Origin of the sequence: Bacteroides parvus, assembly GCF_017309675.2 — a bacterium.
In the GTDB taxonomy this organism is placed as follows: Bacteria; Bacteroidota; Bacteroidia; order Bacteroidales; family Bacteroidaceae; genus Bacteroides; species Bacteroides uniformis.
Genome location: NZ_CP084680.1, coordinates 3,239,667 through 3,258,816 on the forward strand (window position 1 = coordinate 3,239,667; position 19,150 = coordinate 3,258,816).

16 protein-coding genes are annotated in these 19,150 nt (G+C 45.4%); 10 read left to right on the forward strand and 6 right to left on the reverse strand.

Annotated elements, in window-relative coordinates; genetic code table 11:
- Positions 1-134: 134 nt before the first annotated feature.
- The 6 genes from JXR92_RS13220 to JXR92_RS13245 all read left to right on the forward strand — a co-directional run bounded on the left by JXR92_RS13220 (position 135) and on the right by JXR92_RS13245 (position 9,043).
- On the forward strand, positions 135-1,622 hold the full coding sequence (locus JXR92_RS13220) for a TolC family protein (protein WP_022402419.1): 1,488 nt from the start codon (positions 135-137) through the stop codon (positions 1,620-1,622).
- A 169-nt stretch (positions 1,623-1,791) separates the two neighbouring features.
- Positions 1,792-3,042 carry an efflux RND transporter periplasmic adaptor subunit gene (locus JXR92_RS13225; protein ID WP_138345430.1) on the forward strand — a complete coding sequence of 417 codons (1,251 nt, stop codon included), beginning with the start codon at positions 1,792-1,794 and terminating at the stop codon, positions 3,040-3,042.
- An 11-nt stretch (positions 3,043-3,053) separates the two neighbouring features.
- The gene (locus JXR92_RS13230) at positions 3,054-3,419 is read left to right on the forward strand and encodes an ABC transporter permease (protein ID WP_117599707.1); all 366 of its coding nucleotides are present in this window, start codon (positions 3,054-3,056) and stop codon (positions 3,417-3,419) included.
- A gap of 19 nt (positions 3,420-3,438) precedes the next feature.
- The gene (locus tag JXR92_RS13235) at positions 3,439-5,838 is read left to right on the forward strand and encodes an ABC transporter permease (RefSeq protein WP_138345432.1); all 2,400 of its coding nucleotides are present in this window, start codon (positions 3,439-3,441) and stop codon (positions 5,836-5,838) included.
- Between the two features lie 37 nt (positions 5,839-5,875).
- Complete coding sequence (locus tag JXR92_RS13240; RefSeq protein ID WP_117974604.1) at positions 5,876-6,550, forward strand: ABC transporter ATP-binding protein; 675 nt, start codon at positions 5,876-5,878, stop codon at positions 6,548-6,550.
- A gap of 150 nt (positions 6,551-6,700) precedes the next feature.
- On the forward strand, positions 6,701-9,043 hold the full coding sequence (locus tag JXR92_RS13245; protein WP_138345434.1) for an ABC transporter permease: 2,343 nt from the start codon (positions 6,701-6,703) through the stop codon (positions 9,041-9,043).
- Here JXR92_RS13245 and JXR92_RS13250 read toward each other — a convergent pair.
- The 3 genes from JXR92_RS13250 to spt form a co-directional block, all read right to left on the reverse strand.
- A complete protein-coding gene (locus tag JXR92_RS13250; protein WP_117599711.1) occupies positions 9,014-9,700 on the reverse strand; it encodes a hypothetical protein in 687 nt (228 codons plus the stop codon). The genes JXR92_RS13245 and JXR92_RS13250 overlap by 30 nt on opposite strands.
- Positions 9,701-10,045: 345 nt before the next feature.
- Positions 10,046-10,852, reverse strand: coding sequence for a M48 family metallopeptidase (locus JXR92_RS13255; RefSeq protein WP_138345437.1), 807 nt, complete (start codon positions 10,850-10,852; stop codon positions 10,046-10,048).
- A 99-nt stretch (positions 10,853-10,951) separates the two neighbouring features.
- Positions 10,952-12,139, reverse strand: coding sequence for a serine palmitoyltransferase (spt, locus tag JXR92_RS13260; protein ID WP_022402410.1), 1,188 nt, complete (start codon positions 12,137-12,139; stop codon positions 10,952-10,954).
- A 208-nt stretch (positions 12,140-12,347) separates the two neighbouring features.
- Between spt and JXR92_RS13265 the strand changes: the two genes are divergently transcribed.
- The 3 genes from JXR92_RS13265 to JXR92_RS13275 all read left to right on the forward strand — a co-directional run bounded on the left by JXR92_RS13265 (position 12,348) and on the right by JXR92_RS13275 (position 15,683).
- Positions 12,348-13,391: a diacylglycerol/lipid kinase family protein gene (locus JXR92_RS13265; RefSeq protein ID WP_117599712.1), complete on the forward strand. Its 1,044-nt coding sequence runs from the start codon at positions 12,348-12,350 to the stop codon at positions 13,389-13,391.
- A gap of 132 nt (positions 13,392-13,523) precedes the next feature.
- On the forward strand, positions 13,524-15,281 hold the full coding sequence (gene aspS / locus JXR92_RS13270; protein ID WP_117599713.1) for an aspartate--tRNA ligase: 1,758 nt from the start codon (positions 13,524-13,526) through the stop codon (positions 15,279-15,281).
- A 21-nt stretch (positions 15,282-15,302) separates the two neighbouring features.
- Positions 15,303-15,683, forward strand: a complete 381-nt coding sequence (locus JXR92_RS13275; RefSeq protein ID WP_005827823.1) for a GtrA family protein — start codon at positions 15,303-15,305, stop codon at positions 15,681-15,683.
- Positions 15,684-15,709: 26 nt separating this feature from the next.
- Here the strand turns inward: JXR92_RS13275 and JXR92_RS13280 are convergent, their stop codons facing one another.
- The 3 genes from JXR92_RS13280 to JXR92_RS13290 all read right to left on the reverse strand — a co-directional run bounded on the left by JXR92_RS13280 (position 15,710) and on the right by JXR92_RS13290 (position 18,426).
- Positions 15,710-16,597, reverse strand: coding sequence for a carbon-nitrogen hydrolase (locus JXR92_RS13280; RefSeq protein ID WP_117599714.1), 888 nt, complete (start codon positions 16,595-16,597; stop codon positions 15,710-15,712).
- Positions 16,598-16,635: 38 nt separating this feature from the next.
- Complete coding sequence (locus tag JXR92_RS13285; protein WP_138345439.1) at positions 16,636-17,751, reverse strand: agmatine deiminase family protein; 1,116 nt, start codon at positions 17,749-17,751, stop codon at positions 16,636-16,638.
- A gap of 138 nt (positions 17,752-17,889) precedes the next feature.
- Complete coding sequence (locus JXR92_RS13290; RefSeq protein WP_117599716.1) at positions 17,890-18,426, reverse strand: ferredoxin domain-containing protein; 537 nt, start codon at positions 18,424-18,426, stop codon at positions 17,890-17,892.
- Between the two features lie 92 nt (positions 18,427-18,518).
- On the opposite strand from JXR92_RS13290, the gene JXR92_RS13295 reads away from it, so the two are divergent.
- A complete protein-coding gene (locus JXR92_RS13295; RefSeq protein ID WP_117599717.1) occupies positions 18,519-19,142 on the forward strand; it encodes an ABC transporter ATP-binding protein in 624 nt (207 codons plus the stop codon).
- Positions 19,143-19,150: the final 8 nt, after the last annotated feature.

Sequence of the window (19,150 nt, forward strand, 5' to 3'; positions counted from 1 at the left end):
TGCGTGCATTATCGCACTATTTTTGTGCGCAACTGCACACGTTTGGAAAGCTTCGAACCACAACAAACACTTATAATACAACAACTTATACTTATGGCATAGAATTTGAACTTTATAGAGTAAAGAAAACAACTATGCACCGGAATATATTTTTATTGCTTATTACATTCAGTCTGATGTCGAGTGCCGTTGCTCAAGAGCACACGTTGGAGCTGACTTTGGAAGAAACCATCGAGCAGGCCCGCCAGCAGTCGCCCGACGCCCAAAATGCCCGCCATAGCTTCCGTTCCGCTTATTGGAACTACAAATACTACTGTGCCAACTACCTGCCGACGCTCAAGCTTACTTCCAATCCCTATCTGGACCGTGCTATCAACAAAGTGACCCAAAGCGATGGCAACGTCAAGTTCATAGAGCAGAACCTGCTGAGCACTGACCTGACACTGAGCCTGACACAAAACGTGCCGTGGACCGGAGGAACCTTTTTCATTGAAACGGCTGCGCAGCGCCTCGACCTTTTCAGCAGTGACACCTATTCCTGGCAGACTTCACCCGTCAACATCGGATACAGCCAGTCCTTGTTTGGCTACAACAGCCTGAAGTGGGACCGGCGCATCGAACCTATCCGTTATCGCGAAGCCAAGAAAACCTACGTAGAAACCCTTGAGCTTGTTGCCGCCAATGCCACAGAGAAGTTCTTCAACCTGGCCAAAGCACAAAGCAACTACGAAATAGCCAACGCCAACTACGCCAATGCCGACACCTTATATATATATGCGCAAGGACGATATAACATCGGCACCATCAGCGAAAACGAAATGTTGCAGCTCGAACTCAACAAACTGACCGAAGAAACCAACTGCATGAATGCCCGCATCGAAGTGGAAAACTGCATGCAGGAACTCCGTTCCTACCTCGGCATCCAAGAAGACCTCCTTATAAAGGTGAGAATAGACAACCGCGTGCCCGACCTGCACATCGACCTGGATGCCGCGCTGATGCTTGCCAACGAAAACAGTCCGGAGATACAGAACATGCTGCGCCGCAAGGTGGAAAGCGAGAGTGCCGTGTCGCGCGCCAAGGCCAATGCCGGACTGAAGGCAGACATCTACCTGCGCTTCGGCTTGACACAAACTGCCGACAAGCTGAAAGATGCCTACCGGAATCCACTGGACCAGCAGTACGTCAGCTTGGGCATTACCCTCCCCATCCTGGACTGGGGGCGCGGAAGGGGACAAGTACGCGTGGCCCGTTCCAACCGAGACCTTGTCTACACGCAGGTAGAGCAAGACAAGACGGATTTCGACTTGAACGTACGGAAACTCGTAAAGCAATTCAACCTGCAGGCGCAACGGGTAAACATAGCCGCCCGCACGGACCATACAGCCCAACGACGCGCCGAAGTAGCCCGAAAACTCTATCTGCTCGGCAAGTCCTCGGTACTCGACCTCAATGCATCCATCACGGAAAAAGATACGGCCCGGAGAAGCTATATAACGGCTTTGTACAACTATTGGAGTTTGTACTATGCACTGAGAAGCATCACGCTATATGACTTTGAAAAAGAGAGGCCACTGGCAGAAGACTTGGAAAGGGTTACTAATGAAGAATCTATACAGTAATAGAATCGTGGAATAGTTTTAGTAAAAGCTGGCCGGAGATTTACTAAAACTCCGGTGACGATTTACTAAATCTCCGGTAAAGTTTTAGTAAAACTCGGAACCCTTATTCAGAAGTACTTCTGAAGGGGGTATCTGAAAAGTAAAAAAAGAGTATATAAAATATTGCATTATGGATATAAAACTTGAAAAGAAACCCTGGTACATCCGTTACCGCTACTATCTGGCAGGAGGCGTTGCCTTCCTTGCCTTCCTGATTTATGTAGTCACCCTTTCGCTGGGTCCCAGCAAACTGCGTATCGAGCAAGACAACATACAGATAGCCGAAGTCAAGAACGGCAAATTTATGGAATATGTAGATGTGGAGGGAGTGATTCAGCCCATCCTTACCATCAAGGTCAATGCACGTGAAGCCGGAAGCGTGGAACGCATCATAGGAGAGGAGGGGAACCTGCTCCGGCAAGGAGATACCATCCTCGTCATGGAAAACCCCGACCTGCTGCGCAGTATCGAAGACCAGCGCGACGACTGGGAAAAGCAGCTTATCACCTACCGCGAAAAAGAAATTGAAATGGAGCAGAAAAGCCTGAACCTGCAACAACAAGCCCTGCAGACCGATTATGACCTCAACCGCCTGCGCAAGAGTTTTGCCCTTGACAAGGAGGAGTACCGCATGGGCATCAAGAGCAAGGCGCAGCTCGAAGTTTCCGAGGACGAATACAACTATAAAGTGAAAAATGCCCATCTTCAAAGGGAAAGCCTCCGTCATGACTCTGCCGTCACCGTCATCCGCAAAGACCTCATCAGGAACGACCGTGAACGGGAACGGAAGAAGTATGAACGCGCCTGCGAACGGCTCGGCAACCTGGTGGTGAAAGCTCCCGTCGCCGGCCAGCTCAGTTTTGTCAAGGTGACTCCGGGACAGCAGGTCGCTTCCGGTGAAAGCATTGCGGAAATCAAGGTGCTGGACCAATATAAAGTGCATACTTCCCTGAGCGAATACTACATCGACCGCATTATCACCGGATTGCCTGCCACCATCAATTATCAGGGAAGAAAATACCCGTTGCGCATCACGAAAGTGGTTCCCGAAGTCAAAGACCGCACGTTCGACGTAGACCTCGTCTTCACCGGTGACATGCCCGACAACGTACGTGTAGGCAAAAACTTCCGGGTACAGATAGAACTCGGCCAGCCGGAGGAGGCGCTCGTCATTCCGCGCGGCAACTTCTACCAGAGTACCGGAGGACAATGGATTTACAAACTGAACGCCGCAAAGACAAAAGCCGTGCGCGTGCCGCTTGGCATCGGTCGCCAAAATCCGCAACAATACGAGATTACGGAAGGTTTGCAGCCCGGAGATTGGGTAATTACAACGGGATATGATACCTTTGGCGAGGCGGAAGAATTGATAATGAAATAAAACGACGCACTATGAGACAAATAATCTTAGCCGTCATTTCTTTGTTCGGCATCTTCTCCATATCTTCTTCCACCATCCGGCAAAGAAGGAAGGAGATAGCAGTACGCAAGATTATGGGAGCTAATGTCAATAAAATAATCGGCATGTTCTTCCGCGAATATTTATGGATGGCCTACATCGCAGCGATTGTGGCCTTTCCTTGCACATACGCGGTGATGCATCATTGGCTGGAACAATATGCCTACCACATATCTATTGGCATGGATTTATTCATTGTTTGGTTGGGAATTGTTATAATCATGGTGCTCTTCACGATATTGCAGCAAGTCGTTCAGGCAGCACGGCAGAATCCGGCGGAAGTAATCAAAAGCGAATAATACAATAATAAATACTATTATGATAAGACATTATATTAAAACAGCATTCAGAAACCTATTAAAGTACAAGGCACAGAATATCATCTCTATCATCGGACTGTCGGTAGGCATACTTTGTTTCAGTATCTGCCTATATTGCAGCCGCTATATAAATTCTACCGACAAGTGCTTTACCCACTGGGAACGCATTGCAGACATAAACCTATACACTCCAGCAGAAGAACTTTATTCCGGAACTCCCGCTACGTTGTTTGAGAGTCTGCGCCAATTGCAATTCCAAGAAGTAGAAGCATTTACTTTTGTTGCCTATCCCCGCCCACGTAGCTACAATGTGGAAACTATCGACAAGGAAGAACTGCCTTACGAAGATTTATATGCTATGGAAGTAGATACAACCTACCATAGCGTGTTCACCCCGGAAGTATTACAAGGTTCATGGACTGTAGCATCGCAAACTCCCAATGCCGTGATACTGACCCGCTCTCTGGCACACAAAATATTTGGTCTCGGAGAGAATCCGATAGGAAAGCGAATGACCTTAGCACAACGGCTTTTCTCTTCACCTGATACCACACCACGAACAGGAGGTACCATCTATACCATACAAGCGATAATAGAAGATATTCCATTGAATACCAGCCTTAGCTTTCTCCAAAAGATTGATATGTTAATCTTGAACGACAGCGAAGGACTTATACAATTCGATGGACGAGACAGTATGACCGGTGGACTTACTTTTGCTCTTCTTCGTCCGGGCAAAACATCCGCGCAACTTGAAGCAAGTTTCCGTGCAATGGACTTGAAGCACACAATATTCAATGAGAAAAATACCGTATCAGCCTCGAATTTCGGAAAACTTTTTCGGGAGAAATCCGTTGCCCCTTACTTTGCCGGAATCACATTCATTGTCGGCCTTTTGATTCTACTGACTGGTCTACTCAACTTTTTTCATTTTTTGACGGGGAGTTATCTGAACCGTTCGCACGAGTTCGGCATTCGTAAAGTGAATGGAAGTAATGGCAACCAACTATTTTGGTTACTTTTTACCCAAGCCATTATCATTTCGTTCATAACCTTCTTATTGACTTTCTGTCTGATAGAAATATTTAACCCCTACCTTTCATTCTCTTTATTTGATTTCACATTAGTCATTGAACGGGACCTATTATTGATACAGACAACAGAATATATGGCAGGCATTATTTTACTATGCTTATTACTCTGCTTGTTTACCGTATGGAGGATGAAGCATGCCTCCATCCAGTCAAGTATTTACAAAAACAAATCCAAACGCCACAAACAGAAGATACGAAATTGTCTTTTGGGTATCCAGTTTTTCATCTGTTGGTTATTCATAGTCTTTACAGTCGCTTTATATTTGCAGGCTAACAAGACCGGTTCCACACTGTTCAACACACTGACAGAAAAAGAAAAGTCCGAAATCATCAGTATTCCTATGGATTACCGTTTTCTAAAAAATGACGAAAAGCTTGCTCTCATAGAGCGCATCAGTCAACATCCGGATATAAAAGATAAAATACTGACAGAAATTAATTATCTGAAAGGTATTTCGGGAACAAGCATGCAGACAGAAAAAGATAACCGGGAAAGTAGCCTTGAAGTCAATATAATGAATGTTCCTAATAACTTTTTCGAATTTATGAATATCCCTATTCTCTCCGGGCATGCCCTGAAGACAAATAGTGACATGGTAGCAGACCGTAAATTGGCAAAACGTATGAAGAAGGATTTACTGGGAACCACCTTGTACAATTATCAAGACAGCTACACGGTATGCGGCATTTGCTCCGATTTTGTAGCCGACACTTACAATCAGAGCCAGGGCTTCGTCTTTCTGCCTTGTGATTTCAAATATTATGTAGGTCATTGCTATTTGAAGTGTGTACCCGGAAAAGCAGAAGAAATAAAGACTTACGTTAAGAAAATGCTGGAAGAGAATCTTCCACCGAGTATACAATTACACATTTCGACCTTACTGGAAGACATTCACCAAGCACAAGCCATCGAGAACAACATGAAAGGGATAATCTTATTCTTCTCATTTGTCAGCCTTATAATCACTTTATTAGGTGTTTATTCGGCAATCACACTGGATACGGAACGCAGACAAAAGGAAGTGGCAATCCGTAAAGTAAATGGTGCGGGATTGAAACAGATTATCATATTGTTTGCCCGTACGTATATTTATCAGCTTGTACTCTCGGCAGCGCTAGCATTTCCTTTATGTTATGCCATACTGCAGTTATGGAAAAACATGTATATCGTATTCTTTAATGACGGCCCGCTATTTTGGATTTCAATCTTCATAATCGTAGCTGTCATTACTACTCTGACTATTATTTTCCGCATTCTGAAAATAGCAAGGACAAATCCGGCAGAAGTCATTAAAAACGAATAAGAAATGAAATATTTATAAACCATAAAAACCAAGCATTATGATTAAGACAGTAAATCTACAAAAGATTTTCAAGACCGAGGAAGTACAGACTCTGGCTTTGAACGACGTAAACATGGAAGTGAAAGAAGGGGAGTTTGTCGCTATCATGGGACCTTCGGGCTGCGGAAAATCCACCTTACTAAATATCCTCGGTCTGTTGGACAATCCTACATCCGGAGAATATTATTTGAATGGGACGGAAGTATCCAAATATACAGAAGCCCAACGTACCAACTTGCGCAAAGGAGTCATCGGCTTTGTATTCCAAAGCTTCAACCTGATTGATGAGCTGAATGTATACGAGAACATCGAACTGCCGCTACTCTACATGGGCATTCCTGCCGCCGAACGCAAGCGCCGGGTAGAAACCGCCATGGAACGTATGGCAATCATGCACCGCAGTAAGCATTTTCCGCAACAGTTGTCCGGCGGACAACAACAGCGTGTCGCTATCGCACGTGCAGTTGTATCAAATCCTAAGCTGATACTTGCCGATGAGCCTACCGGTAACCTCGATTCAAAGAATGGAAAAGAAGTGATGGAACTGCTGAGTGAGCTGAATAAAGAAGGTACCACAATTGTTATGGTGACACACTCACAGCATGATGCCGGTTTTGCCGGACGCATCATCAATCTGTTTGACGGACAAGTGGTGACAGAAGCCAATTTGTGATAGCCCCTGTTTCATTTATGAGTTGACAATGTACGATTGATGCCACTTTTGAATTTACTAAGTGCCTGTCAGCAAGCGGGCGTTTGGCAATACAAATTTCGGTCGTACAACGTCAACCTATAGATTTCCCGAACCTTTTATATACATGATATGAATTCTTACCTTTCCTTAAAATTAGTCATAAGAAGCTGGAAACGCAATAAACTGTTTGTTGCCATTTCCCTTGTCAGTCTGGTCGTCGGTATTGCCTGCACCACTTTGTTGATGGCATTTGTGATACACGAATATAACGTTGAGAACAATAATCCCAACAAAAATCGTATTCTGCGTTTAGTCCAGACTCTACCTTTTGCCCAACAGGCAGTGGAAGGTACATTCATATACGGTGGAACTGTTCCTCAAATAGTATCCCAGTTTCCGGAAATAGAGTCTTGCTTACGTACGCAAACATTCAAGAATGTAAGGGTAAAGATTGAAGGACAAGAATTTCAAAGCTGGAGCTTGGTAGCAGCAGATTCAACATTAACGGCTTTTTTCCCTTTCCATAATATAGTAGGGGATGTTCAAGACGCATTACTGAAACCAGGAGACATAGCTGTAAGTGAACTGTTTGCCAAGAGATGTTTCGGTACAACAGATTGTATAGGAAAAAATGTAGATATACTATTGAACGAAATAGGCATCAGACGCATCGTTGCCGTATTCGGCCAACCGGAGCAAAGCATGATGCAGACAGACATACTCCTACCATTGGAAGCTACCGAAAGCTCTGATTGTATGCTATTGCTGAAAGAAGGTACGGATATAAAGAAATTCCGCCAACGTTTCGGAGAAACAGAACTGCCCACTTTGTTGGGAAACGGACATCTTCGTACCCAAACATTGCAAGAATCTTATTTCGACGCTACGGTAAAAGACAGTAATCAAGTTATCAAACATCAGCAGAGCACCTTATTGGGTGTAGGGCTGTTGTCCGCATTACTGATTCTATTCATCGGTTGTTTCAACTTTATAAATCTGAGTTTCTCCCGTTTGTTGCGTCAAGTGCACATGCTTCACATTGAATCCATAATGGGAGCCACAAGATCACAAATGCGCCAACAACTGTTCTTGGATACTTTTCTGATGGTTCTTGTCGCTTTCCTTTTATCTTTATTGTTGATGAATGACTTATTGCCTGCATTTAATCATATGGTTTCTGCCAAACTGACAATGGAATATTTGTTCTCATGGCAAGTGTTCCCTCTTATCTTGTTGTTTATCATAATATTGTCTGTCATACCGGCAAGTTATATGGGTCATAGGTTGCATTCCATATCCGAAACTAATTACCGTCATTTCTTTACCGGACGCAAAAAACGTTTCATTGTGGCCTTATTGGTAACCATACAATTCATCATCTCCATTGGCTTGATGAGTACATTCATGATTATCCGTTCACAGATGTATCTGATTAAGCAGGAAGAAAAGCACTATGAGAATATTATTAATGTATATACAGATGCCAATGCACAACCGACGCTAAAGACCCGGATAGATGAGGTGAAGAATATAGAAGGGGTAGAAGCGGTAATAACCTCCAATACCGGAATATATCCGATGAGTTTAGGAATCCCGGGCAAGGATGATTCCGGTGACAATCTGCTCATGTTGGAATTATACGAGGATTGTCCGGAATTCCTAACAATGCATCATATTGAACTGCAAGACTCCCTGCAAATATTCCATCTAATGTCCCGTACTCCACAACCTGCACTAATCAATGAAACATTCGTGGATTTATTGGTGCCCGAAGGAGAAAATCCTATCGGACAGCCCATTTCCAAGTATGTACACGAAAGAGAAGAACTTACAAAAGGTACAATTATCGGTATAGTAAAGGATTTCAAAAAGTACTCCATGACAGACCAAGTGGCTCCCTTACGAATACTCCTTTATGATACTCCACAAGATAATTTCTCAACTCTAGTTATAAAGGTAAAAGCCGGATATAAAGATAAAGTCATTAATTGCCTAAGAGAATCATACGAAAAGAAAAATCCAGGCATTCCTTTGAAATATGATGATATGTATCAGAAATTTATGTCCTACAATCAGGACATAACACACTTCTCGCATATCTTATTCATGTACGCCTGTGTCAGTATATTCCTTACTCTTTTCGGATTATTTGGCATCACACATTATGCCGTCTCACAGCGTAAACGTGAAATAAGCATCCGTAAAATTCACGGTGCATCCGCCCGTCAGATTCTATGGCTTATCAATTATCCGTTCCTTAGCTATGTAGGCATCGCATTCGTCGTAGCCGTCCCTGTCATTTATCTCTTTATGACATATTGGCTACAGCAATTTGCATACCATGCCACTCCAAACGCCTTTCACTTTCTGCTACCCTTGCTTTTTACTATAGGCATCACCTACTTTACGATATGCCTGAATGGATATCGGGTAGCTGTCACCTCATTTCATCCGCGCCGCAATAGCCAGTAATACCCCAAGCACCACACCCAATATCGCAGCAAACAGCACCCGCATTTCTCCTGGCAGGAGGAATGTAATGGTGTGTGCCGGATACCAGAAAAAGGGAATTGTTTTCTTGAAGACAAAATTCCATTGTGCATCCCAATTCAGATGCGTAATGATGCGGGTCATCGGGATAGGGGTGAGGAGGCTGCGAAGAGAGCCGCCCCAATCCAGAATATGTGTATCCGTAATCTTATGGAATGTCATGAATACCGGAGCAAATATAGTGTTCATGGCAACTGAAATAGCAAAAGCTATCCATAATTTATCAAAGCAAAACTCCCCGTTTATGATAGCAGCGGCATTTGCCATTCCCATATATTCCATAAATTGCGGTACACCTTTGGAGAAGATAATCATGGCCGCGTTGATTCCCATTCCCAACAGTCCCCACACTACGGCACGCGGCAGTACACCAAATCCTTTTCGGTTATAGACTCCGGCACTGATACGAAGCCCCAGCATCTCACCCAGTGTAGCAAGAATTCCGAATTTAATGAAACTCATTACCATTCCATGTGCAGCGTTGAAAGACTTATACCAATCGTAAACGGGTTCACTCACAAAGAATGGCAGGAATATTATCACCAGAACAAAAATAAAGAGGAAGTCTTGCTTTTTCATACAAAAGTCATGTTTTTCATAAATAATGTGGCAAACATACTAAAATTATTCTGATTTAAAAGCAAATAAGCAAATAAAAGGTGTTTTGCCAAACAGAACAAAGTGTTTCCCTTAACCGAACAGTCTGTTTCATTAAAGGGAACACTTTGTTTCCCTTAAAAGAACATTTCGTTTCATCATATAAAAACACTTTGTTTTCTATAGCTAAAACAAAGTGTTCAGCACTGTGAACTAACGAATTATCCCTATCAGCTTCCCCAGAAGCCTATATCATAGTCTCGGCACAAAAAAAGTGGGATTCAGAGAAACCTCTGATCCCACTTCATCATAGTAAGCAACGGATAGTTATTTCTTATCTTTCATATATTCATCCGCTTTCTCCTTGGCACGTGCCACGCGCTTGGCTGTATCCGGATGAGAAGAGAACATCTTCTGGAACTTAGATTCCTTCGGTGCTTCCGCTGAAAGTTCAAGCAATTTGTTCAAAGCATTGTACATGGCATACGGATCGAGATTATTCTTGATGCAGAATTCAAAGCCATAATCATCCGCTTCTGTCTCCTGCTTCTGGGAGTATTGAGCACCTGCCAATGCCTCGGCCATGGCACCCAGTTCAGAATCACTCAATTTGGATATTGTAGAACTTGCCGCACCGGCAGCATTCTTCACAGCCGAACGGAGGTAAGCATTCTTCATCGCATCTTTGGAATCCGTATGGATGACGTGACCTATCTCATGACCGACAACTGCCATCACTTCATCATCCGTCATGATGTCCATCAGTCCGGCGCAGATACGTACACTGCCATCACCACACGCAAAGGCATTCACATCTATTACCTCGTAAACACCGAAGTTCACCTTCAAGCCGTCCACTTCCTTGATATTTCCAGTCAGCTTCTCCAGACGCTTGCCGTAATCCGTATCGGGCTTTGTCAGCGGATTGTGTGTATCCATCCATTCCATATATTCCTTGCTCATCGCTGCAATGTCAGCATCGGACAATGAAATGGCCTTGACGGCATCTGTACCGGCTTGGACAACTTTGGTCACATTGATTTTCTTTCCACCGATTTTGAACTGCGCATAGGCAGTGGTGGTACAACTCATTCCGCATACTACAGCAGCAATGATGAAGAAGTTCTTTTTCATATACTTTACGATTTAATCTTAACCCTATTCCGTTTCGTATTAAACAAAAAGCCGCCTAATCATTATTAAACGGCTTTCCTAATATCTGTTTGAATCAGTTTACTTGATAATATCCAGTGCCTTGAAGCATTTGGTCAACTTCTCTACAGCGTAATCCACTTGTTCTACGGTGTGGGTAGCCATCAACGCTACGCGCACCAGCGTATCTTGTGGGGCACACGCGGGCGGAATAACCGGGTTGATGAAGATACCTTCGTCAAAAGCCAGCTTCGTTACTATAAATGTCTTCTCTGTATCACGCACATAGAGAGGAATGATAGGAGATTCTGTCTCACCGATTTCGAAGCCTGCATCGCGGAACTTCTTCAAAGCATAGTTAGTGATGTCCCACAGACGTTGGATGCGTTCAGGTTCGGACTTGATGATGTGAAGCGCCTCGCGAGCTGCAGCCGTAGCAGCAGGTGTGCTACTTGCCTGGAATATATAGGAACGGGCATTGTGGCGCAGCCAATTGATTACCGCCTTGTCTCCAGCCACAAAACCGCCGATAGAAGCCAACGACTTGCTGAATGTACCCATAATCAGGTCTACATCTTCGGTAACACCGAAATGATCGCAAACGCCACGGCCTTGTTTTCCGAATACTCCCAAGCCGTGAGCTTCGTCCACATAAATGCTGGCATTGTATTTCTTCTTCAGGCGGACAATCTCAGGCAGATTGGCCAAGTCACCTTCCATGGAAAATACTCCATCCACAACAATCAGCTTTACAGCATCCGGTTCGCATTTCTGGAGTTCTTTTTCCAAAGCCTCCATATCGTTATGCTTGTACTTCAACTGAGTGGCAAATGCAAGACGACGGCCATCTACAATGGAAGCGTGGTCACGGTCATCACAAATAATATAATCCCCACGGCCTACAACGGCAGGAATAATACCTTCGTTTACAGTAAATCCGGTAGAAAAACAGAGTGCTTCATCTTTTCCTACGAATTCAGCCAATTCCTTCTCCAGTTCAACATGTATATCGAGTGTTCCGTTCAGAAAGCGGGAACCTGCACAACCGGTGCCATATTTTTCTGTGGCAGCTATCGAGGCATCAATGATACGCTTGTCATATGTCAGTCCCATATATGCATTAGAGCCGAACATCAGAACCTTTTTACCATCCATCATTACCTCTGTATCCTGATGGCTGTTAATTGTGCGGAAATAAGGATATACGCCTTTTGCCATGAACTGTTGCGGCAGGTCGTATTTCGCAAATTTGTCTTGTAGTAAACCCATGAAATATCTTTTATATAATGAATATTTAATTCTATTAAATGCAAGTCTTAAAAAAACAGGGGGCAAAGATAGCAAAATATGTCGGTATATGTTCTATTTACATTAAAAAAACTACTTATACTTATTTTAAAAAGAATTATGTGGTTAATTTTTCAGATATTTATATTACTTTTGCCAGTTGGAAAACCTGCATAGCAACAACCTTTGCATGAACGAAAACAAGAAGAAAATAGCATTTATCATAAACCCCATATCCGGCACTCAAAGTAAGGAGCAGATACTGAAATGGCTCGATGAAAAGCTGGATAAGGAAAGGTATGCACAAGAAGTGATTTATACCGAACGGGCAGGCCATGCCGTAGAGATAGCGGCACAGAAAGCACAAGAAAACGCACATGCCGTCATCGCTATAGGAGGAGACGGTACCATCAATGAGATAGCCCGCTCACTGGTACATACAAAAACCGCTTTGGGCATCATTCCCTGCGGTTCCGGCAACGGACTTGCCCGCCACCTGCAGATTCCGATGGAGCCGAAAAAGGCCATCGACATCATCAATGACGGACTGATAGACATCATTGACTACGGAAAAATCAACGATGTGCCCTTCTTCTGTACCTGCGGCGTGGGATTCGACGCATTTGTAAGCCTGCAATTCTCCAAGGCGGGAAGGAGAGGGCCGCTCACTTATCTGGAAAAGACCCTGCTCGAAAGCCTAAAGTACCGTCCGGAAACCTATGAACTGGAAATGGACGGCAGTACCCTGCGATACAAAGCGTTCCTGATAGCCTGCGGAAACGCATCGCAGTATGGGAACAATGCGTATATTGCCCCACAAGCCACATTGAACGACGGACTGCTGGACGTCACCATACTTGAACCGTTCACCGTACTCGATGTACCGTCCCTCTCTTTCCAGCTCTTCAACAAGACCATCGACCAGAACAGCCGGATTAAGACGTTCCGCTGCCAAGCACTCCGCATTCACCGTTCTAAACCGGGAGTAGTCCACTTTGACGGCGACCCGATGATGATGGGAGAGAATGTAGATGTAAAGATTATGAAGAAAGGACTGCAGGTCATTGTCCCCCGGGATGCGGAAAAAGACACTTCGAACGTCTTGCAGCGAGCACAAGACTACATCAACGGACTGAAACAGATTAATGATGCTTTTGTGGAAGACATCGCCCATAAAAACAAAATGATACTGGATAAAGGCAAAAGGCAATTCAAGAAACTGACGAAAATGTGATGTTGTAAAAAGGCTGTATAAGGAGTTTCTGAAAATAACTTTCCCCTTTTGATGCGCCATATAATATGTTTTATGTATTTTTGCATGTTCAAAATAGTAAATAAGTAAAATCGTCAAACAGTAAATAAAAAGATGTATAGATCACACACCTGCGGAGAACTCCGTATCTCCGATGTTAACAAGCAAGTGACGCTGGCAGGTTGGGTACAGCGCAGCCGTAAGATGGGAGGCATGACTTTCATTGACCTCCGCGACCGTTACGGAATTACCCAATTAGTGTTCAACGAAGAGGTGAATGCCGAACTTTGCGAGCGTGCCAACCGCTTGGGCCGTGAATTCGTAATCCAGGTTAAAGGTACCGTCAACGAACGTTTCAGCAAAAACCAACATATCCCGACGGGAGATATTGAAATCATCGTATCGGAACTGGATGTTCTGAACTCATCGCTGACCCCTCCCTTCACCATCGAGGAAAATACGGACGGTGGCGACGATATCCGCATGAAGTACCGTTATCTGGACCTGCGCCGTGCCAACGTACGCAGCAATCTGGAGCTTCGTCATAAAATGACAATTGAAGTACGCAAATACCTGGACAGCCAGGGATTCATCGAAGTGGAAACTCCGATTCTGGTAGGCTCCACACCCGAAGGTGCACGCGATTTCGTCGTTCCTTCACGCATGAACCCGGGACAATTCTATGCCTTGCCTCAAAGCCCGCAGACACTGAAACAGTTGTTGATGGTTTCCGGTTTCGACCGTTACTTCCAGATAGCCAAATGCTTCCGTGACGAAGACCTGCGTGCCGACCGCCAGCCGGAATTCACACAGATTGACTGCGAAATGTCTTTTGTGGAGCAGGATGACGTCATCAACCTCTTCGAAGGCATGGCTAAATATCTGTTCAAGGAAATCCGTGGCGTAGAAATGAACGAGCCGTTCATGCGCATGCCATGGGCAGACGCCATGAAGTACTACGGCAGTGACAAGCCCGACCTCCGTTTCGGCATGAAGTTCGTGGAACTGATGGACATCATGAAGGGACACGGATTCCCGGTATTCGACAATGCAGCTTACATCGGCGGTATCTGCGCAGAAGGCGCTGCACACTATACACGCAAACAGCTGGATGCACTGACCGAATTCGTGAAAAGACCGCAAATCGGTGCCAAAGGTATGGTATACGCGCGTGTGGAGGCAGATGGTAACGTAAAATCAAGTGTCGACAAGTTCTATACGCAGGAAGTATTGCAGGAAATGAAGGCTGCTTTCAACGCCAAGCCGGGTGACTTGATTCTGATTCTGAGCGGTGACGATGCCATGAAGACCCGCAAGCAACTGAACGAGTTGCGCCTTGAAATGGGTAACCAACTGGGATTACGCGACAAGAACAAGTTCGTCTGCCTTTGGGTGGTTGACTTCCCGATGTTTGAGTGGAGCGATGAAGAAGGCCGCCTGATGGCTATGCACCACCCGTTCACTCATCCGAAAGACGAAGATATTCCTTTGCTGGATACAGACCCGGCAGCTGTCCGTGCAGATGCATACGATATGGTGTGCAACGGTATTGAAGTGGGTGGAGGTTCCATCCGTATCCACGATGCACAGTTGCAGGCCAAAATGTTCGAGATTCTGGGATTCACTCCGGAGAAGGCTCAGGAGCAGTTCGGCTTCCTGATGAATGCCTTCAAATACGGTGCACCTCCTCACGGTGGTCTGGCATACGGTCTGGACCGTTGGGTCAGCATCTTCGCAGGTCTCGACAGTATCCGCGACTGCATTGCATTCCCCAAAAACAACAGTGGACGCGATGTAATGCTGGATGCACCTTCAGTTATTGACCAGAAGCAGCTGGACGAACTGAATCTGATTGTTGAAGTGAAAGAGTAAAAGCAGGTACAGAGTAGGAGAGTGAAAGAGTCTGCACGCATTTTTCGTTTTGCGGTAATCGGCACGCTGAATGCCTTGATTATGGCTGTTACCGTTTGGGTAATGATGGACGAACTGGACATCAACTATATGCTCTCCAATGTAACCGCATATATACTTGCACAGATACACAACTTCATCTGGTGCAAGTACTGGATATTCCCTACAGAAAAAAAGAGCAACACTTGGCGACAAGTGCTGCTCTTTTCCATAGCTTTCGGAATGGCTTATGGAGCACAATTCCTTTTCCTCATCGGATTGGTAGAAGGACTGGACTGCAACGAGTACCTTGCCCAGTTCCTGGGATTATTCATCTACGGAAGTGTCAATTTCCTGATGAACAAACGGGTGACATTCCGTTAGTTCTCCCCCAGAAATCCCCGTCGTTATCAGTCAAGAAATCGTTTTGTCAATCCGGCATAGGCATCAATTCTGCGGTCGCGCAGGAAAGGCCACCAACGGCGTACATTCTCCGAACGTTCCAAGTCCACCTCTACAACAATATTTTCCGGTCGTTCGTTCCCTGCTTGGGCCAAGAATTCACCTTGCGGTCCGGCCACAAAACTATTTCCCCAAAACAAGATACCATTGGTCTGCATGGAAGGGTCCGGTTCGTGTCCCACGCGGTTCACTGAAACCACCGGCAAACCGTTGGCTACAGCATGTCCACGCTGGGAGATAATCCAAGCATTGAGCTGACGCGCCTTTTCATCATCCGTATCACTGCTTTCCCAACCGATAGCCGTAGGATATATCAGTATTTCAGCTCCCTTCAGTGCCATCAGACGTGCTGCTTCCGGATACCACTGGTCCCAGCATACCAATACCCCCAACTTACCCAAAGATGTCTGAATAGGTTCGAAGCCTATATCACCGGGAGTAAAATAGAATTTCTCATAATAGGCGGGATCATCAGGAATATGCATCTTCCGGTATTTCCCGGCAATGCTGCCGTCACGTTCAAAAACAACCGCTGTGTTATGATACAATCCGGGAGCGCGTTTCTCGAACAGAGAAGTGACCAGTACAATATCGTTGGCAGCAGCCAATTCGGAATAGAACCCCGTAGAAGGACCGGGAATCGGTTCTGCCAAGTCGAACAACTGCGTGTTTTCCGTCTGACAGAAATACAGAGAGTTATGCAGTTCCTGCAAAACGACCAATTGGGCTCCATGCGCCGCACATGCCTCTATGCTTTTGGCCAAATTCATTAAATTAGTCCTGAGGTCCTTGGTATTGGCCTGCTGGATAATACCTACTTTTATTTTCTTTGTCATCTTATTCTATAATTTATTGTTTTACTATGTAATCAACATTACTTCAACACCCCTACTGGATATTGCATGGTAACACAATGCAAAGAACCGTGTTGCTTAATCAAAGCACAGCAATCTATCCCGATAATTTCATAACCGGGAAAAGCCTCCTGCAACACTTTCCCCGCACGGGCATCATTCTCCGGCTGGCGATAGGTGGGGTAAAGCACTGCATCATTCAGAATCAAGAAATTAGCGTAAGTGGCAGGAAGCCGTTCCCCTTCCTCTTCTATCTTATCGGCCATGGGCAGAGCCAGCAAACGGTAAGGTTCCCCCTTTAACGTACGGAAAGTCTTTAGTTGCTCCTCCATGCGATGCAGTTCTTCGTAATGCTCATCATCCGCATCCTTGCATTGCACATAGGCTATCGTGTCGGCAGGGCAGAAACGGGCCAGCGTGTCTATATGGCTGTCTGTATCGTCACCTGCCAAATAACCGTGATCCAGCCAAAGGACACGTTGCAAGTGAAAGACGGAACGAAGATATTCCTCAATTTCCACTCGGTTCATCTGCCCGTTACGGTTAGGAGAAAGCAGGCATTCAGAAGTGGTAAGCAGCGTACCCATACCGTCACTTTCAATAGAACCGCCTTCAAGGACAAACCCCAAGCGATTTACATACTTTCCTTTCATCACTTCCGCCTCCACAGCACGACGCGTAATCAAATTATCCTTATCGGATGCAAACTTCAATCCCCATCCGTTGAACTTAAAGTCGAGCAGAGATACACCGTCAGCATCCAATAAGGTGATGGCTCCATGGTCGCGTGCCCAAGTATCATTCGTTTCGCACTTCAGGAAACGGACATTTTCCATATTCACCCTGCCGAAAATCTGTTTCTTCACCTCATCCGGTTCCGGAGTTACAATCAGCAATGACTCCCTCGCGGCTATTTCGCGGGCAATGGCTACAAAACATTCCTGCACTTCGTCCAACATATAGGCCCAGTCTGTATCTGCATGGGGCCATGTAAGCTGTATGCCGCTTTGCAAAGCCCATTCGGCAGGCAAGTGGGGAGCACGTGTCTCTACCTGAAAAGTCATATTCTTGCCAAAACGCACCTGACAGTCCTTCTCTGCGGCACCCCCCAACGGAAGTCCTACAAAATATCCCATATTATTTATCTTTTCTAATTCGTTACTTTTTAAGTTAGCAGAGAGAGGGAGAATAAACCTTAGGTTTAGAATTGCCAAACCTCTACTTCAGACTTCTAAACCTCTACTCTATGATTACAAACCTCTACTCGTCAATTATCACTTATCTTCCTTCGGTTTCCGGTCGAAGAACGGATTCTTGGAGGATGCACTCACCGGAATGGCAAAAACAGTCTTGCATCCTTTCAGCCAATCCAAACGCTGGGCGGCAAGTCCGGCAGAAAACATGACACGGGTATCCACCCTCAAATCGGCAGCCATGGCACAAGCCGAGCCTATGGCTATCCCTACATCCACCGTATTCAAGGCACAAGGCACTCCCTCCGGACGGCCGGCACAAGTGGGAAAACCGCAGTGTCCGCAATTCAAACCTTGCGCTTGCTCGCGCGTACCTATTATAATTACACATTCAGCCTGCAAAATGTTGTCCGCATCACGGAGAAAGAACTTCATACCATGCTCTTCAACCATAGCGACCATCTTTTCAGACAGCTTCTTAATGTCTTCACCCGTAACCAGCGCAGCTTCAATCACATCAATACCTTTTCCTTTCGGTGCCGTGCGCGCAGCAGTCAGCATTTGCCTTGCCACATCAAGCACATGTTCGTGGCGGCAATCCCGTTCATTCTGTATCATAGTCTTTCTTTCCTGAATTAATTAGTGCGTCAAAGATAGCACAAATATTTTTTTGCACTATCTTTGCGATACAGAAAGATTAAAGGAACACCATGCTGCAAATAGAAAATGCCAGTATCGCCTACGGCAACGATATACTTTTCTCGGGTTTCAACCTGCAATTGGAAAGGGGAGAGATAGCCAGTATCTCCGGCCCTTCGGGATGCGGAAAGTCGTCACTGCTGAATGCCATACTCGGGTTTATCCCGTTAAAAGAAGGACGTATCGTATTAGACGGCATTCCGCTGGATAAAGGAAACGTCGACGTTGTCCGTAAGCAGACTGCATGGATTCCACAAGAACTGGCATTGCCGCTGGAGTGGGTAAAGGACATGGTACAGTTGCCCTTCGGTCTAAAGGCAAACCGGGGCACGCCTTTTTCTGAAACCCGCTTATTTGCATGTTTCGAGGATTTGGGTCTGGAGCGGGAGTTATATTACAAACGGGTAAACGAAATATCCGGAGGCCAACGCCAACGGATGATGATAGCCGTAGCCTCAATGATTGGCAAGCCACTGACCATTGTCGATGAGCCGACTTCCGCTCTCGACTCCGGTTCCGCGGAAAAAGTACTTTCTTTCTTCCGCAGGCAGACAGAAAAGGGAAATACCATACTGACCGTATCCCATGACAAAAGATTTGCCGACGGATGCGACCGACATATAATCATGAAATAACATACACA

What these genes read in the sequence shown, in the direction of transcription:
- JXR92_RS13220 (WP_022402419.1), top strand. Translation starts at nt 135, where the DNA reads ATGCACCGGAATATATTTTTATTGCTTATTACATTCAGTCTGATGTCG.
- JXR92_RS13230 (WP_117599707.1), top strand. Translation starts at nt 3,054, where the DNA reads ATGAGACAAATAATCTTAGCCGTCATTTCTTTGTTCGGCATCTTCTCC.
- JXR92_RS13255 (WP_138345437.1), bottom strand. Translation starts at nt 10,852, where the DNA reads ATGAAAAAGAACTTCTTCATCATTGCTGCTGTAGTATGCGGAATGAGT.
- JXR92_RS13245 (WP_138345434.1), top strand. Translation starts at nt 6,701, where the DNA reads ATGAATTCTTACCTTTCCTTAAAATTAGTCATAAGAAGCTGGAAACGC.
- JXR92_RS13265 (WP_117599712.1), top strand. Translation starts at nt 12,348, where the DNA reads ATGAACGAAAACAAGAAGAAAATAGCATTTATCATAAACCCCATATCC.
- JXR92_RS13250 (WP_117599711.1), bottom strand. Translation starts at nt 9,700, where the DNA reads ATGAAAAAGCAAGACTTCCTCTTTATTTTTGTTCTGGTGATAATATTC.
- JXR92_RS13285 (WP_138345439.1), bottom strand. Translation starts at nt 17,751, where the DNA reads ATGGGATATTTTGTAGGACTTCCGTTGGGGGGTGCCGCAGAGAAGGAC.
- JXR92_RS13295 (WP_117599717.1), top strand. Translation starts at nt 18,519, where the DNA reads ATGCTGCAAATAGAAAATGCCAGTATCGCCTACGGCAACGATATACTT.
- JXR92_RS13225 (WP_138345430.1), top strand. Translation starts at nt 1,792, where the DNA reads ATGGATATAAAACTTGAAAAGAAACCCTGGTACATCCGTTACCGCTAC.
- aspS (WP_117599713.1), top strand. Translation starts at nt 13,524, where the DNA reads ATGTATAGATCACACACCTGCGGAGAACTCCGTATCTCCGATGTTAAC.
- JXR92_RS13240 (WP_117974604.1), top strand. Translation starts at nt 5,876, where the DNA reads ATGATTAAGACAGTAAATCTACAAAAGATTTTCAAGACCGAGGAAGTA.
- JXR92_RS13235 (WP_138345432.1), top strand. Translation starts at nt 3,439, where the DNA reads ATGATAAGACATTATATTAAAACAGCATTCAGAAACCTATTAAAGTAC.
- JXR92_RS13280 (WP_117599714.1), bottom strand. Translation starts at nt 16,597, where the DNA reads ATGACAAAGAAAATAAAAGTAGGTATTATCCAGCAGGCCAATACCAAG.
- spt (WP_022402410.1), bottom strand. Translation starts at nt 12,139, where the DNA reads ATGGGTTTACTACAAGACAAATTTGCGAAATACGACCTGCCGCAACAG.
- JXR92_RS13290 (WP_117599716.1), bottom strand. Translation starts at nt 18,426, where the DNA reads ATGATACAGAATGAACGGGATTGCCGCCACGAACATGTGCTTGATGTG.